At 56.1% G+C, this 14,436-nt stretch carries 15 protein-coding genes and 1 riboswitch; of the genes, 3 read left to right on the top strand and 12 right to left on the bottom strand.

Annotation, left to right across the window (positions count from 1 at the left end; genetic code table 11):
• Positions 1–10 precede the first annotated feature (10 nt).
• The 10 genes from ACR0DU_RS16510 to miaB all read right to left on the bottom strand — a co-directional run bounded on the left by ACR0DU_RS16510 (position 11) and on the right by miaB (position 10,528).
• Complete coding sequence (locus tag ACR0DU_RS16510; protein WP_480876030.1) at positions 11–634, bottom strand: (d)CMP kinase; 624 nt, start codon at positions 632–634, stop codon at positions 11–13.
• Positions 634–1,992 (bottom strand): 3-phosphoshikimate 1-carboxyvinyltransferase, encoded by a 1,359-nt coding sequence (aroA, locus tag ACR0DU_RS16505; protein WP_319545218.1) that lies wholly within the window; start codon positions 1,990–1,992, stop codon positions 634–636. Before aroA ends, ACR0DU_RS16510 begins: the two co-directional genes overlap by 1 nt.
• A gap of 69 nt (positions 1,993–2,061) precedes the next feature.
• Positions 2,062–2,772 (bottom strand): tRNA (guanosine(46)-N7)-methyltransferase TrmB, encoded by a 711-nt coding sequence (gene trmB / locus ACR0DU_RS16500; protein WP_480876028.1) that lies wholly within the window; start codon positions 2,770–2,772, stop codon positions 2,062–2,064.
• Between the two features lie 99 nt (positions 2,773–2,871).
• Complete coding sequence (gene metK / locus ACR0DU_RS16495) at positions 2,872–4,053, bottom strand: methionine adenosyltransferase (protein WP_480876026.1); 1,182 nt, start codon at positions 4,051–4,053, stop codon at positions 2,872–2,874.
• A 5-nt stretch (positions 4,054–4,058) separates the two neighbouring features.
• Positions 4,059–4,107, bottom strand: a riboswitch (SAM-SAH riboswitch).
• A 21-nt stretch (positions 4,108–4,128) separates the two neighbouring features.
• Positions 4,129–5,655, bottom strand: coding sequence for an apolipoprotein N-acyltransferase (gene lnt / locus ACR0DU_RS16490; protein ID WP_480876024.1), 1,527 nt, complete (start codon positions 5,653–5,655; stop codon positions 4,129–4,131).
• Positions 5,652–6,536, bottom strand: coding sequence for a hemolysin family protein (locus ACR0DU_RS16485; RefSeq protein WP_010438005.1), 885 nt, complete (start codon positions 6,534–6,536; stop codon positions 5,652–5,654). The genes lnt and ACR0DU_RS16485 overlap by 4 nt, the downstream gene beginning before the upstream one ends.
• Positions 6,537–6,572: 36 nt before the next feature.
• Complete coding sequence (ybeY, locus tag ACR0DU_RS16480; RefSeq protein ID WP_480876022.1) at positions 6,573–7,067, bottom strand: rRNA maturation RNase YbeY; 495 nt, start codon at positions 7,065–7,067, stop codon at positions 6,573–6,575.
• Positions 7,068–7,109: 42 nt separating this feature from the next.
• Positions 7,110–8,132, bottom strand: a complete 1,023-nt coding sequence (locus ACR0DU_RS16475; RefSeq protein WP_029621672.1) for a PhoH family protein — start codon at positions 8,130–8,132, stop codon at positions 7,110–7,112.
• A gap of 147 nt (positions 8,133–8,279) precedes the next feature.
• Positions 8,280–8,984, bottom strand: coding sequence for an outer membrane protein (locus ACR0DU_RS16470; protein ID WP_259462718.1), 705 nt, complete (start codon positions 8,982–8,984; stop codon positions 8,280–8,282).
• Between the two features lie 224 nt (positions 8,985–9,208).
• Positions 9,209–10,528, bottom strand: a complete 1,320-nt coding sequence (miaB, locus tag ACR0DU_RS16465) for a tRNA (N6-isopentenyl adenosine(37)-C2)-methylthiotransferase MiaB (RefSeq protein ID WP_480876020.1) — start codon at positions 10,526–10,528, stop codon at positions 9,209–9,211.
• Between the two features lie 120 nt (positions 10,529–10,648).
• On the opposite strand from miaB, the gene ACR0DU_RS16460 reads away from it, so the two are divergent.
• On the top strand, positions 10,649–11,512 hold the full coding sequence (locus tag ACR0DU_RS16460) for a hypothetical protein (protein WP_170781539.1): 864 nt from the start codon (positions 10,649–10,651) through the stop codon (positions 11,510–11,512).
• A gap of 3 nt (positions 11,513–11,515) precedes the next feature.
• On the opposite strand, the gene ACR0DU_RS16455 is transcribed toward ACR0DU_RS16460, so the two are convergent.
• Positions 11,516–12,313 (bottom strand): phytanoyl-CoA dioxygenase family protein, encoded by a 798-nt coding sequence (locus ACR0DU_RS16455; protein WP_029621670.1) that lies wholly within the window; start codon positions 12,311–12,313, stop codon positions 11,516–11,518.
• A gap of 85 nt (positions 12,314–12,398) precedes the next feature.
• On the opposite strand from ACR0DU_RS16455, the gene ACR0DU_RS16450 reads away from it, so the two are divergent.
• A complete protein-coding gene (locus ACR0DU_RS16450) occupies positions 12,399–13,295 on the top strand; it encodes a LysR family transcriptional regulator (protein WP_480876018.1) in 897 nt (298 codons plus the stop codon).
• A gap of 3 nt (positions 13,296–13,298) precedes the next feature.
• Here ACR0DU_RS16450 and irrA read toward each other — a convergent pair whose 3' ends face one another.
• Entirely contained in the window at positions 13,299–13,715 is a 417-nt protein-coding gene (gene irrA, locus ACR0DU_RS16445; RefSeq protein WP_170477572.1) for an iron response transcriptional regulator IrrA, read from the bottom strand.
• 187 nt (positions 13,716–13,902) lie between these two features.
• Between irrA and fabA the strand changes: the two genes are divergently transcribed.
• A complete protein-coding gene (gene fabA / locus ACR0DU_RS16440) occupies positions 13,903–14,412 on the top strand; it encodes a bifunctional 3-hydroxydecanoyl-ACP dehydratase/trans-2-decenoyl-ACP isomerase (protein ID WP_170477575.1) in 510 nt (169 codons plus the stop codon).
• Positions 14,413–14,436: the final 24 nt, after the last annotated feature.

The raw sequence follows: 14,436 nt of genomic DNA, 5'->3' as shown, positions 1-14,436 counted from the left end.
CTGAAGGCGATTATGCTTTAGGCAGGGTCATTTCGATGACTTCGATCGCACGGGCCAGTGCAGCATCGACACTCAGGTCCGAGGTATCCAGCAGCACAGCATCAACTGCGGGCTTCATCGGTGCAGTGCTGCGTTCAGCGTCACGAGCATCGCGTTCTTTGACGTCTGCCAGCACCTGTTCGCGCGAGACATCATCGCCTTTGGCTGCAAGCTCCAGATATCGCCGTTCCGCGCGCACTTCGGCACTGGCCGTGACGAACAGTTTGACCTCGGCGTTCCGACAAATAACGGTTCCAATATCACGCCCGTCAAGAACTGCGCCTCCGACACGTCGCGCAAAGGCACGTTGGAAATCAACCAGTGCGCTGCGAACCTCGGGTATAACAGCCACTTTTGAGGCCGCCTTTGCGATCTCGGCCGTACGAAGGTCACCCTGACCCAACTCTTCTGCGGTTAGAGATTGCGCCGCCGTAACAGGCTCTTCACCTTGCAGCATGCGTCGTCCAACCGCTCGGTAAAGCAATCCAGTATCCAGATGGGCAAACCCAAAATGCGCGGCTACCGCCTTCGAGATCGTGCCCTTACCTGCCGCAGCAGGGCCGTCGATCGCAACCGTATACCGCTGCTCGAGCATCAGACGGGCCGGTTGTCGCGAAGCAGCTTGGCACCCAAACCCGTCATCAACGGTTCAAAGATCGGGAACGAAGTTGCAATCGGACCACCATCATCTACCGAAACCGCCTTTTTCGCGCCCATACCCATCACCATGAAGGACATGGCAATGCGGTGATCGAGGAAACTCTCACAAATGCCGCCGCCGGGAACACCACCAATGCCTAGGCCCTCGACTGACCACCAATCGTCACCCTCGTCTACCGTCACGCCATTCGCGCGCAGGCCACGCGCCATTGCATCGATCCGGTCACTTTCCTTGACGCGTAACTCTTTGACGCCGCCCATCATCATTGTGCCGGTTGCATTGGCGGCAACAACGGACAGCATAGGGTATTCGTCAATCATCGAGGCAGCGCGTTCTGGTGGGACGGAAATTCCCTTCATATTCGGCGAGTATTTTGCCCGCAGATCTGCAACGGGCTCACCACCCTCTTCGCGCTCGTTCTCATAGGTCAGATCCGCACCCATCTCGCGTAGCGTTGTAAACAAACCTGCACGCGTGGGGTTTAATCCGATGCCCGGCACCAAAACATCCGATCCGGGGGTAATCAGTGCGGCACATACCGGGAAGGCTGCGCTAGATGGGTCACGCGGCACCGCAATGACCTGCGGCTTCAATTCTGGACGCCCGGTCAGAGTAATCACTCGACCCTCGTCGGTATCCTCGACGGTGATTTCTGCGCCGAACCCGGACAGCATCCGTTCGGAATGATCACGGGTTGCCTCTTTCTCGATTACCACGGTCTTGCCGGGGGCATTCAGCCCTGCCAGCAGAACAGCGGATTTCACCTGAGCCGATGGCACAGGCACCTCGTAACGAACGGGGATGGGGTCCGCAGCGCCGACGATGGTCATCGGCAGGCGTCCACCATTACGACCGACAGATTGCGTACCAAACAGCGCCAGAGGATCGGTGACCCGGGCCATCGGACGTTTGTTCAGGCTGGCATCCCCGGTAAAGGTCGCCGTTATCGGAGAGGTTGCCATCGCTCCCATAATCAGGCGCACACCGGTGCCCGAGTTCCCGCAATCGATCACCTGATCGGGTTCCGCAAAGCCGCCTACGCCAACGCCGTGCACCGACCATTCGCCGCCCCCGTGATCCGTAACTTCGGCCCCGAAGGCCCGCATGGCCTTGGCCGTGTCTAGCACATCCTCGCCCTCAAGCAGGCCCGAAATCCTGGTTTCGCCAACAGCCATCGCCCCCAGGATCAGGGACCGGTGCGAGATTGATTTGTCGCCAGGCACCTCTGCCGTGCCGGTCAGCGGGCCGCATGGATGCGACGTCATCGGGATGGGCGTGCCGTGTCCGGACATGGGGGCTCCTGTTTTCGCTATCGGTCCTCAGGCCGATTAGCGAATTGGGGCCGGTTGGTCCAGCGGCAATCAGTCTTTGCGTCGGAAGGTCAGATAATGCGGGGTACGCCCCTCGCGTAGGGCTTTTTGTTCGTAGCGGGTGGAAATCCAGTCATCCCAAGGCTCGCGCCAGTCGGCGGGGCGCTCGGCGAGCCACTCGAAACCGGCACGCGGTACTTCTTCAAGAGTCTGGCGCACATAGTCGGGGATATCGGTGGCAACGCGAAATATCGACCCCGGTTTCAATGCACGCGCCAGAGGCTCCAGATGTTCAGGGGTCACGAACCTGCGCCGATGATGACGTGTTTTCGGCCACGGATCAGGGTAGAGCAGAAAGGCGCGCGAGATGCTGGCCTCGGGCAGCACATCAAACAGATCCCGCGCGTCGCCAGGGTGCACGGCAAGGTTTTCGGCACCAGCCTTACGAATTTTGCCCAACAACATTGCGACACCATTGATGTAAGGCTCTGCCCCGACAATGCCGATACCGGGATTGTTTTGCGCCTGATGCACCAAATGCTCGCCACCGCCAAATCCGATTTCGAGCCAGACCGGCTTGCCACCGAACAGGCCCTCTAGGTCCAAAGCGGTGCGTTCTGGGTTGGTGTCCCAATCTACCGCTCCTGGGGACAGGGCGGCCAGATCTTCTGACAGATAAGTCTTTTGACTGGGCTTCAAGGTCTTGCCTTTGAAGCGGCCATAAAAGTTCCTGCGGGGGCGCTGTGGGGTCTGGTTGCTCATGCCCGTGCCCATACTGCTGACTCGTGCCTGAGGCAAGGGTGGAGGTTGGGGGCTGGCCCCCACACCTCCGGCGTATTTTTTTGAATAGGTGAACGGCGCTCAGACAGCCTGCTTAAGAGCGTCGGCCAAATCGGTACGCTCCCAGCTGAATCCGCCATCTGCATCGGGTTCGCGTCCGAAATGGCCATAGGCTGCAGTACGCTGATATATCGGCTTGTTCAGTTGCAGATGCTCGCGAATGCCGCGTGGTGTCAGGTCCATGACTTGACCGACAGCCTTCTCGATAACCGCGTCAGCGATCTGGCCTGTCCCGTGTGTGTCGGCATAGATCGACAGGGGTTTGGAGACGCCAATCGCATAACTCAACTGAATGGTGCAGCGTCCCGCCATTCCTGCCGCTACCACGTTCTTGGCCAGATAGCGTGCGGCATACGCTGCCGAGCGGTCCACCTTGGTCGGGTCCTTGCCAGAGAACGCACCGCCCCCGTGTGGCGCAGCTCCGCCATAGGTGTCCACGATGATCTTGCGCCCGGTCAGACCTGCATCGCCATCGGGGCCGCCGATCACGAACTTGCCGGTGGGATTCACATGCCACTCGGTCTCGGCAGTCAACCAGCCATCGGGTAGGGTTTCGCGAATATAGGGTTCGACAATCTGGCGGATATCATCCGAGGTCAGCGCCTCATCCAGATGCTGAGTGGACAGCACGATTGAGCTGACACCAACTGGATTGCCATCCCGGTAGATGACCGACAGCTGCGATTTCGCGTCCGGACCCAGCGCGGGCTCGGTACCGTTCTTGCGAACTTCGGCCAGACGCCGAAGGATTGCATGCGAATATTGGATCGGAGCCGGCATCAGCGCCGGGGTCTCAGTCGTGGCGTACCCGAACATGATACCCTGATCGCCTGCGCCCTCGTCTTTGTTGTCAGCGGCGTCGACGCCCTGCGCAATATGAGCCGACTGTTCGTGCAGCAGGTTGGTCACCTCGACGGTTTCGTGGTGAAACTTGTCCTGCTCGTATCCGATATCTTTGATGCAGGCGCGCGCAATATCATCGATATGCGCCATGTAATCGTGGAGCTTGTCCTGATCCGACAGTCCCACTTCGCCACCGATGACCACACGGTCCGTTGTAGCGAAAGTTTCGCACGCAACGCGAGCTTCGGGCTCTTCACGCAGGAAGGCGTCTAGCACCGCGTCGGAAATACGATCGCAGACCTTATCAGGGTGTCCTTCGGATACGGACTCCGAAGTAAAAGTGTAATTCTGTCGGGACATAAATGTGCTCCACTAAGATTTTCCCATCACGTCAGGAAGCCGTTGTGAAGGGCAATTGACCGAATACGCGCGCAGTCAGGTAGGGTCAATCGGTATTTGACCGTTGAACCTACGGGTATGACGCCAGAGCAACGCCCAAGCTGCTAATAGAAGGAAAAACACCGGTTTGTCCCCGATCCGGGAATATATCGTCGCGGCTTGGGGCTGCGGCAATTCGGCATCGAAAAACCCGGCCCGCCCAAGCGCCAACGCGTCAGTAATTCGCCCCAAAGGGTCAATCATCGCAGAAACACCGGTATTGGCCGAGCGCAACATCGGCAGACCCTGCTCGATAGCGCGCATCTGTGCCTGTGCAAGATGCTGATACGGACCGGAGCGAGTCCCGAACCACGCATCGTTAGTGATCTGCAACAGAAAATCTGCCCGGCCCGGCGCGGACAGAACATCTTGTGTGAATACGGCCTCATAACAGATCAGCGGCAGAGCTTTCCCAAGCCCTCCTGCATCCATCAGGGCAGCGCCCGGCCCAGCGCTGAAACCACTTCCCGTGGTTGCCGCCATTCCGTGAATTCCAAACCGCGCCATCAATTCACCAAAGGGCACATATTCTCCGAATGGGGCCAGGTGGTGTTTGTCATACAGTCCTGCCTGTTGACCATCTCCATTCAAATAGATCATCGAGTTATAGATCTGCCGTCCGTCTGCACGCTGGATACCTAGAAAAACAGGCGTACCCTGCGCCGCTTCACCAATTGCTGAAAGATAGGGCTGCGCACTGCCAAGCCACGCCGGAACCGAAGTTTCTGGCCAGACAATCAGATCTGGCCTGGGCTCGGCTACCGTGAATTCAAGTTGGCGGGCAAAAAACAGGGGTGCATATTCCGGGTCCCACTTTTGGTGCTGTGGAGCATTAGGCTGTATCAGCCGCACGATATGGTCGGTATATTCAACCGACGGTCGGTTCGCAGCGTAAGCCAGAGCCAATACAGCGCACCCCGCAGCCACAAAGATTGGCATTCCCAGACCGCGTGGAGTCCGATCACTGGAGATGGCTGCACCAAGTGGCAAAGTCGCAATCAGTGTCAGCGCACCCAAGCCATAAGGTCCTATCAGCGAGAGGAGCTGAGCAAAAGGCGTATCCACCCAGACCTGAGCTATACCGGCCCAAGGAAACCCTGTAAGTATGTAACCCCGCGCAAACTCGGCCAGAGAGAGCGTCAAAGCCAGTAGCATACCCTGCACGATCGGCGATCCACCGATGCGTTTTGCAACTCCAAAGGCCAGCGCCCAGAACAATGCCAACCCGCCTGACAAGAAGATCAGAGCAAAGGGTGCCATCCAGGCATGGCGTTCTGCGTCAACCATGAATGGTTCGATGATCCAGTTTAGCGCATGGGCAAAGTACCCGGTGGCGAACACCCACCCCAGCAAAGCCGCGCGGCGGGATGTTTCAGAGTTCAAGTACAATGGAGTAAGCAGGATCAGCGCCACCAATGCCGCTTGCCAAAAACCCAACGGGGCAAGCCCACAAGCAGCCACGATTCCCAAGGATGCCGCTAACAGCAACCGCAACCAATAGGGCCACCCCTGGGCAGGATTCATGCAGCGATATCCGGCAACATGACGCGCAACCGCTTTATGCGGCGTGGGTCTGCGTCAAGAACTTCGAATTCAGGCCCTTCGGGGTGGCATACCACCTCACCACGCGCCGGGACGCGCCCGGATAGCATGAAGACCAAACCGCCCAAAGTGTCGATCTCTTCTTCGTCCACATCTTCGTGGCTGGTCAATGAACGACCAATTTCGGCTTCGAAATCTTCAAGCGGAACCCGAGCTTGAACCACGTAGCAGCCCGGTTTTTCTTGTATCCAAAGCTGATCTTCATCGGCGTCATGTTCGTCGGCAATTTCGCCCACAACCTGTTCGATTAGGTCTTCGATGGTCAACAGGCCGTCGACACCACCGTATTCGTCAATGACCAGCGCCATATGACGACGTTCAGTTTGCATCTTGGTTAAAAGTACGCCAATCGGCATCGAGGGCGGAACGAACAGCAAGGTCCTTAGCATTGACGTCAAATCAAACTCGGACGAGTTGCCATTAAATCCATGGGTCAGCGCGAAATCCTTGAGGTGGACAAAGCCCAGTGGCGTGTCGAGCGTTCCCTCGTACACAGGGATTCGCGACAATCCACTATCGCGAAAAATTTGCGCCAACTCGTCCTTGGGTGTTGTCGAGGGAACCGAGATAATCTCGGCCGTGGGTATCGCGACATCTTCGACCCGCATTCTGCGCAGGTTGATCATACCCCTCGGTTGTGAATCCGTGACCTTAGCCCCGTTCACCTGACTGGCTTCATCGCCCGGAGGTGAAAATGCGTCGAATATCCGGGATAAAAGTCCGCCTTTTTCATCGCTATCCGTGTTGCTGTTCTGTGAATGCGCGCCTTGCGCTGCCCTAGAACTGCCGTCTGTATCGCCCATTATCCTGTTCCAAATGATCGGGCAAAGCTGCCCCTGTCATACATTATATGGGTTATCTATACCCAGTTTGCCAAGTATTTCGATCTCAACCCGTTCCATCAAAGTGGCGTCGAGGTCACGAATGTGATCGTATCCTAACAAATGTAACGTGCCGTGAATTATCAAGTGGGTCACATGATCTTCCATTGATTTACCCGCTGCGATGGCCTCACGCGCGCAGGTGTCATATGAAATCGCAATGTCTCCCAGGGCGATTTCCCCAGTGAAATCGGGTTCGGGCAACATTGGTATGCCCCCAGGCTGATCAGGGGATAAATCTTCGGCAGGCCAACTTAAAACATTTGTCGGCTTCAGTTTCTCCCGGAATTCGGCATTCAGAGCTGCGATCCGTTCATCGTTACAACCCAACAAGCTGATTTCGCAGAGATCCGATTTGAGACCGCAATAATCAAGAACTTCAATGAGTGCGCGTTGCGCCAGCGGCTCCAATTCCCTCCAGCGCTCGTCTTCGATCGTTACATCCAGAATCATACCGGCTCTCCAAGGCTCCAAAACCCTTCGGAACCTTGGGTTTCACCCCGTTTCGCGGCCCGAGTCGGCCTCATACGCCTCAATAATGGCGGCGACAAGCGGGTGGCGCACGACATCTTTCGACGTGAAATAATTGAAACTGATATTCGGGATCGTCTTCAGCAGTCTTTCCGCATCCGCCAAACCCGATTGCACACCGCGCGGCAAATCGACCTGTGACCGGTCTCCGGTGATCACCATGCGGCTGCCTTCGCCAAGTCTGGTCAGGAACATTTTCATTTGCATGGTGGTGGCATTTTGCGCCTCGTCCAGCACGACAAAGGCATTCGCCAGCGTCCGCCCACGCATAAACGCCAGAGGCGCAATTTCGATCCGTTTTTCTTCGATCAGCTTGGCCAGCTGCTTGCCCGGGAGGAAATCATTCAGCGCATCATAAAGCGGCTGCATGTAGGGATCGACTTTATCCTTCATGTCACCGGGCAGGTAACCCAGCTTTTCGCCGGCCTCTACCGCTGGACGGCTGAGAATGATCCGGTCCACATGACCTCCGATGAACATCGACACACCCACAGCAACAGCCAGATAAGTTTTACCCGTACCTGCAGGGCCGATTCCAAAGGCCAGCTCATTGTTAAAGAGCGACTGAACATATGCCTTCTGGGCGTCTGTCCGCGGCTCAACCAGCTTCTTACGGGTTTTGATTTCGACCGTTCCGCCCTTGAACATCTCAAGCTGGTCACCATCCCGTGTACCAGTTCCGGCCTCGGAAGTGCCCATGCGCAACTCGCGATCGACATCTGCTGCCTCGACATCTCGCCCACCTTCAAGCCGAGTGTAGAGCGCCTGCAGCACTTCAATGGCCTGCTTTTGCGATTCTTCATCACCCAGCACGACCAACTGATTTCCACGCCGCACGATCTGCACCGAAAGCTTTTGCTCGATATCGGTCAGGTTACGGTCATATTCGCCGCACAAATCGATTAGTAGTCTGTTGTCTGGGAACTCAACAAGCGCCTCACGCTGGGGCATATCTTCTTGCGGTGGGGTCAGGGCACCGATGGCCAATCCGTTCTCCTGTCTTGGCGTTTCACCCCGAGCGTAGACAACATATTGAGGTGGACGCAAGGCGCAGTTTCGTTTTTTGCAAACGGGATGACAAATGCGCCGATCAACGCCGTTGTTGCGCATAAAATATCAGTTTTTGCGAATGGTTCAGAATGTATAATTCAATCCGATCCGCAATCCGCGGTAGCTTGGCGTCGATTTGGTGCTGAAAGAAGGGCCCAGTTCTACGGTTTTTGATTCGAACTGCAGATATTCGAGCTCACCTGTAATCGACCAATCGTCATTCAGTCTATGCTCGGCACCCAGGCTGGCAGAAAAACCCTGACGTCGATCAACGTCTTCAAAGCGGGTAGTCCCACCCACTTCGGTCACAGAAGCCGACGTTGTGATATCACCACGCACATAGCCCACTGTAACGAAGTAAAGGACACTCTTGCTGCGGTTTGTAAGTCCATTTCGAAGGCGGATCGAGAATACATCGGAAATTGCAGATCTGCCGCTGACGGGTGTTCCGCCGATCTGTCCCGACGTGCTTCCGTCCAGAGTGCCAAAGTCGTAGCCGACTTCCAGACCATAGACATAGTCGCGCCCGCCTCTCGCAGGCAAAATCCCGCGCCAACCCCCGCGAAACCCGGCAAAGTTGCCGTCGGTACTGACCTCTCCGATCCCGAAAACTGAGCCGCCATTGACCTGCAAGCCAAACTCATCGGAACCACCCGTTGCACGACTGGCGCTCACCCCCAGATAAAACGCCCGGATATCGCTGGCATATCGTTCGGACGAAATCACGTCAGGTTCAGTGACTTCCCCGGTCACATCCCCAGCCAAAGTCGGAGCAGCGCAAGATAACATCAATAAGAGGGCCGTCAAAACGCGGGACATCTTCGATTTTGGAAAACATATCCAACTCACTACTCGCACCCTCCGCCATCATGGCTTGCCTCTTCGGGTCAACAGTTTCGTAGGCCGCAAAACCCACACCCGAGAAATCTGGCCTCTCTCGGAGCATAGTTCCAAGTCATAAATCAAGGGTTAAATTTGGTCGGAAGGAACCCTTGCAGCATACGTATATTGGATTAAATCACTTCGCCGCCTAGCGAGTTCGCGCCAGAGGATTTGATCCTTACCTTACGTAAATCTCCACGTGCCACATCTGCATCCGAAACGTGAACCGCGTGAAGATACTCGGATTTTCCAACCATCTGGCCCGGTTGACGCCCAGATTTTTCAAACAGGACACTGACTGTTTTGCCAACCATGGAATCCTGAATCACTCGCTGATGACGTGTAATCAAGGCTTGTAACCGTTGCAGACGCTCGTCTGCCACTTCGGCATCGACCTGTGGCCGTTCTGCCGCAGGCGTACCGGGGCGGGTAGAATACTTGAATGAATACGCGTAGCCGTATTTGACCTCTTCCACCAAATCCAGAGTAGCCTGAAAATCCTCATCTGTCTCTTCGGGGAAGCCTACGATGAAATCGCCGGACATTAGAATATCGGGCCGCGCTTCGCGGATGCGTTCGATCAATCGCAGATAGCTTTCAGCCGTATGACTGCGGTTCATGCGTTTCAGAATTTTGTCCGATCCCGACTGCACCGGCAGGTGCAGATAAGGCATCAGTTTTTCGCAGGTCCGATGTGCCTCGATCAGCGCATCGTCCATGTCGTTCGGGTGCGAGGTGGTAAAGCGGATGCGCTCCAACCCATCGACCTTGTTCAACTCCCAGATCAGGCCCGCAAGGGTCATGTCCCCATTCGGCCCAGCCCCGTGATAGGCATTTACGTTCTGCCCCAGCAACGTGATCTCGCGCACGCCGCGTTCGACCAGATCCAGCGCCTCACGAATAATGCGGTCTGCAGGCCTGCTGACCTCGGCCCCGCGGGTATAGGGCACCACGCAGAATGCACAGAATTTATCACAGCCTTCCTGCACGGTCAGAAAAGCAGTCGGGCCACGCTTCGCTTTGGGACGGTTCTTGAGCTTTTCGAATTTGTCTTCTTCGGGGAAATCGGTATCCAGCGCCTTTTCACCCGCGCGCGTCTTCGCCTCCATCTCAGGCAGGCGGTGATAGCTTTGCGGACCCACCACCAGATCGACCAGAGGCTGACGGCGCATGATCTCTTCGCCCTCGGCCTGGGCTACGCAGCCAGCGACACCAATCTTCAAATCCGGCTTGTCTGCTTTCAGACCCTTGAACCGGCCCAGTTCGGAATAGACTTTCTCAGCTGCCTTTTCACGGATGTGGCAAGTATTGAGAAGGATCATATCCGCATCATCGGCCGATTTGGTCTCGACATACCCCTGCCCGCCCAGCGCCTCGGCCATGCGTTCACTGTCATAGACGTTCATCTGACAGCCATAGGTCTTGATAAACAGCTTTTTCGGTTCAGACATGACTTGGCCTTTGCAGTCGCTGGGTCGGCGTCGTCTATACGTATCGAACGCCGCTTGCAATGCTGGCGCAATTACCCGAATTTGGCGGGAATTTCCAGCGAGGCGGAAACAAAGCCAACGATGCAGTACGATTCCCTTGATCACCTTCTGAAATCCGGCGGTGATGCCCTAAACAAGGGCCCTATAGCGCTGATCTTCGCCGAAGATGAAGTCGAATTGGAAAGCACGCTTCATCACCACCTTAAACTGGGGTTCAAATCGGTGATTGCGTTCCTGCCAAGGGAATTTGCGATCGACGATGATCTGAGCGAGAGGGTCTACAGGGTTGTGATGACATGCGCGCCCAGAACAGTCGTTTTTGACGCCGTCAACCGGATCATCCAAGCCACGCAAGGCGTCTGGATATACTACTGCTACAACGCCGAATACCTGTTCTATCCGTTCTGCGAGACCCGCTCGGTTGGCGAGTTGCTCGCCTTCCATTCAGAAGAGCGGCGTCAGGCGATGTTGACCCACGTGATCGATCTGTATGCGAACGATCTAACGGCCTTTCCCAACGGCGTGGCCCCCGATCAAGCAATGCTGGACAAGACCGGATACTACGCCCACACGCGGCATGATGCATCTGGCAAGCCGCTAGAGCGGCAGCTGGATATGTCTGGCGGCCTGCGCTGGCGGTTCGAAGATCATATCCCCTATGAACGGCGCCGCATCGATCGGATTTCGCTGTTTAAAGCAAAACCCGATCTGAAACTTCTGCCGGATCACACGTTCAACGAGGCGGAATACAACACCTACGCCTGCCCTTGGCACAACAACCTGACCGCCGCGATCTGCTCCTTCCGTGCGGCCAAAGCACTAAAAACGAACGCCGGATCGACGTTCGATATCTCTGATTTCCGCTGGAACCATTCAACTCCGTTCGAGTGGGATTCGCGCCAGTTGCTGGATCTGGGCCTGATTGAATCGGGCCAGTGGTTCTAGATCCTAACGCTGCAACAGAACCGGGAACCAGTCCTCGCGTAGCCTTTGCCCCGGCACCATGTCATGCCCCGGAAATGGCGGCGATGTCCGCCCCGGACGTTCAACATAGCGCGCATCATCACCAACCAACCGCAGCGAGAAGGCCCTGCGCCGACTGTCGGAAGTATTGCCACGGGCCCCGTGGAGCGTGCGGTAGTTGAATGCCACGGCGTCGCCTGGCTCCATCTCGAATTCGACAACCTTCATCCCTTCTGCATCCGGGTCGGGGATCGGCATGTACTGCCCCTCATCAGGGAAGAACCCTTCCTCCGAGACCCAGCGAGTAGGCAGCACTTCTTTTTCCCAGCGGTGCGATCCGGCGACGCAACGCAAGGTCGCTTGTTTCACCGGGTCCAACGGTGACCAGAAGCTTATATTTTGTTGGCCATCGACAAAATAGTAGGGCCCATCCTGATGCCACGGAGTCGCCATTGAGGTCCCGGGCTCCTTCACCAGTACATGGTCGTGGAACATCTGCACGGATTGCGATTGCATAAGGTCGGCTGCAACTTCGGCAGCAGGGGATGTTTCGATCACTTCACGAAACTGCGGGATACGAGACCAGTTGCAATAGTCGTCGAAAAAACGGCCGGTCTCACCGTCTTTCTTGTTCTCTGACGCATAGGGACCCGGTTCATCCATATTTGCCGCAACCCCAGCCCGCAGGGTTTCTATGTGATCGGCGAACAGGCCTTTGACCAACACAACACCGTCCGTCTGGAAGTCGTCAATCATGGCTTGGGAAACAAGAGGGTGAGTCATCGCGGTCTCCTTGGATTTGTCACCCGATCTGCGCATGAATGAGCCCTCTGTTCAAATCATATCTTTCGATTTAGGTATTAACCTAATGTTATATCTTACACTCCGCCAATACGAATATGTCTGCGCCATTGGTCGACATGGCAGCCTGTCTGCGGCAGCACAGCGCCTGAACGTCTCGCAACCCGCCTTGTCCAATGCGCTGACCCGGGTCGAATCACATTTGGGATATCCACTCTTTGCCCGAAGGCAGGGTGCCGCGATGGCATTAACCCCGCAAGGCCGCAAGTTTATCGAAGAAGCCGAAGCCGTGTTGAACCGAGCAGCCCTATTAGAACAGTCAAAACAGCCGCTAACCGGCGAGAACCGATTGCGCCTGGGATGCTTCGTCGATCTGGCTCCCTTTCTTCTGGCCCAATCTCTGCACCGTCTGCGAGAGGCCTTGCCCGATGTCGTCCTGACACACGGGGTTGAAACGTTCGAAGGTCTGATTTCCGGCCTGATCGATGGCAGATATGATTTTGCGCTTACGTATGATCTGGGCATGGACGCCGGTTTTTTGTGCAAGAAGCTGTTCGACAGCACGCCACATGCACTGCTTTCACCCGATCATACACTGGCGAGGGCCGAACAGGTGACCCTAACCGAGCTCGCGGCACATCCATTGATTCTGTCCAAAGAGGGTCTGTCCGCGCAACATGTGCTCGCGCTCTTCAGACGCAAAGGTCTGAATCCCACAATCTCGCACCGGGCGGAATCACTCGAGCTTTCGCGTAGTCTGGCTGCTCATGGGGAAGGTATCGGGATAAGTTATGCCAGCCCTAAAAGCGGCTTCAGCTATGATCAGGTCCGCCTGGTAAGCCTGCCGATCACCGATCCGGACGCAACCGAATCCGTCGTTTTGGCGCGGCATGGCACGGGGCCTACAGATCCACTGATCACGCAGGCCGAACATGCATTGGTCACTCTGTTACGAAAGGACTAGCTGTTATTTCTTCCGCAAGCGGATCACCACATCGACCGATGCGATTTCGACGCCTTCAGGAGCTTCCGGCAATTGCTGAATCACCAATTGATCTGACGGCGCATCGCTTAGACGGCTCTCGTCTTCCCAATAGAAATGCGGATGGTCGTGCGTATTGGTGTCGAAATAGCTTTTGGATCCGTCCACAGTTATTTCCTGCAGAACCCCGGCATCGCAGAACGCGCGTAATGTGTTGTATACGGTCGCCAGCGAAACCGCGTCACCTTTGGCTTTTGCGGATTCAAACAGGCTTTCTGCGGTCACATGACGATGCAACCCGTCACCCACAAGCAATTCGGCCAAGGCAACCCTTTGGCGCGTGGGGCGCAAACCTGCGTCAACCAACCAATTTGCAGCGATGTCACGGCTCTGAGGTGTCATGAATCCGATACCTGTGTTTTGCTGCCCTTAATATAAGTGCGCCCGACCTGCAATTTCAAATGAAATTCATTCGCAAGAAGTATACGTGTCACGACATGATATGGCGTGCTGGTCTTGCAGGACCTTGCAAACGGGTGCTAGACGAGACCAGATATAACGAACAGACCCAGGCAGGAGAGGCGGCAGAATGGCCCAATTCCCAAGCAGTTTTGACAAGGACGATCTGCTGAAATGCGCCCGCGGCGAGCTTTTTGGCCCTGGCAACGCGCAGTTGCCCGCCCCGCCGATGCTGATGATGGACCGGATCACCGATATCTCGGGCGATGGTGGTGCGCACGGCAAAGGCCATGTACTGGCCGAATTTGATATTAAACCCGACCTTTGGTTCTTTGACTGCCATTTCCCCGGCAACCCGATCATGCCCGGCTGTCTGGGCTTGGACGGTCTGTGGCAACTGACCGGCTTCAACCTCGGTTGGCGCGGATGGCAAGGCCGTGGCATGGCCGTTGGCGTCGGCGAGGTCAAGCTTACCGGGATGGTACGCCCTGACCGGAAGATGCTGACCTATAAAATTGATTTCAAAAAAGCGATCCAAACGCGCCGTCTGACAATGGGTGTGGCAGATGGCATCGTCGAAGCCGATGGCGAATTGATATACGACGTCAAGGACATGAAGGTCGTTCTGTCAGACGCCTGAGCCTGACCGGCCGAAACAAGGAGT

It is taken from the genome of Ruegeria sp. G2 (assembly GCF_056533505.1).
Note: the sequence above shows the minus strand (reverse complement) of the source record. Positions and strands in the feature narration are given on the sequence as shown.

Excerpts from the sequence above, each read along its gene's own strand:
- ACR0DU_RS16510 (WP_480876030.1), bottom strand. The coding sequence starts at position 634 with ATGCTCGAGCAGCGGTATACGGTTGCGATCGACGGCCCTGCTGCGGCA.
- aroA (WP_319545218.1), bottom strand. The coding sequence starts at position 1,992 with ATGTCCGGACACGGCACGCCCATCCCGATGACGTCGCATCCATGCGGC.
- trmB (WP_480876028.1), bottom strand. The coding sequence starts at position 2,772 with ATGAGCAACCAGACCCCACAGCGCCCCCGCAGGAACTTTTATGGCCGC.
- metK (WP_480876026.1), bottom strand. The coding sequence starts at position 4,053 with ATGTCCCGACAGAATTACACTTTTACTTCGGAGTCCGTATCCGAAGGA.
- lnt (WP_480876024.1), bottom strand. The coding sequence starts at position 5,655 with ATGAATCCTGCCCAGGGGTGGCCCTATTGGTTGCGGTTGCTGTTAGCG.
- ACR0DU_RS16485 (WP_010438005.1), bottom strand. The coding sequence starts at position 6,536 with ATGGGCGATACAGACGGCAGTTCTAGGGCAGCGCAAGGCGCGCATTCA.
- ybeY (WP_480876022.1), bottom strand. The coding sequence starts at position 7,067 with ATGATTCTGGATGTAACGATCGAAGACGAGCGCTGGAGGGAATTGGAG.
- ACR0DU_RS16470 (WP_259462718.1), bottom strand. The coding sequence starts at position 8,984 with ATGTTATCTTGCGCTGCTCCGACTTTGGCTGGGGATGTGACCGGGGAA.
- miaB (WP_480876020.1), bottom strand. The coding sequence starts at position 10,528 with ATGTCTGAACCGAAAAAGCTGTTTATCAAGACCTATGGCTGTCAGATG.
- ACR0DU_RS16460 (WP_170781539.1), top strand. The coding sequence starts at position 10,649 with ATGCAGTACGATTCCCTTGATCACCTTCTGAAATCCGGCGGTGATGCC.
- ACR0DU_RS16455 (WP_029621670.1), bottom strand. The coding sequence starts at position 12,313 with ATGACTCACCCTCTTGTTTCCCAAGCCATGATTGACGACTTCCAGACG.
- ACR0DU_RS16450 (WP_480876018.1), top strand. The coding sequence starts at position 12,399 with ATGTTATATCTTACACTCCGCCAATACGAATATGTCTGCGCCATTGGT.
- irrA (WP_170477572.1), bottom strand. The coding sequence starts at position 13,715 with ATGACACCTCAGAGCCGTGACATCGCTGCAAATTGGTTGGTTGACGCA.
- fabA (WP_170477575.1), top strand. The coding sequence starts at position 13,903 with ATGGCCCAATTCCCAAGCAGTTTTGACAAGGACGATCTGCTGAAATGC.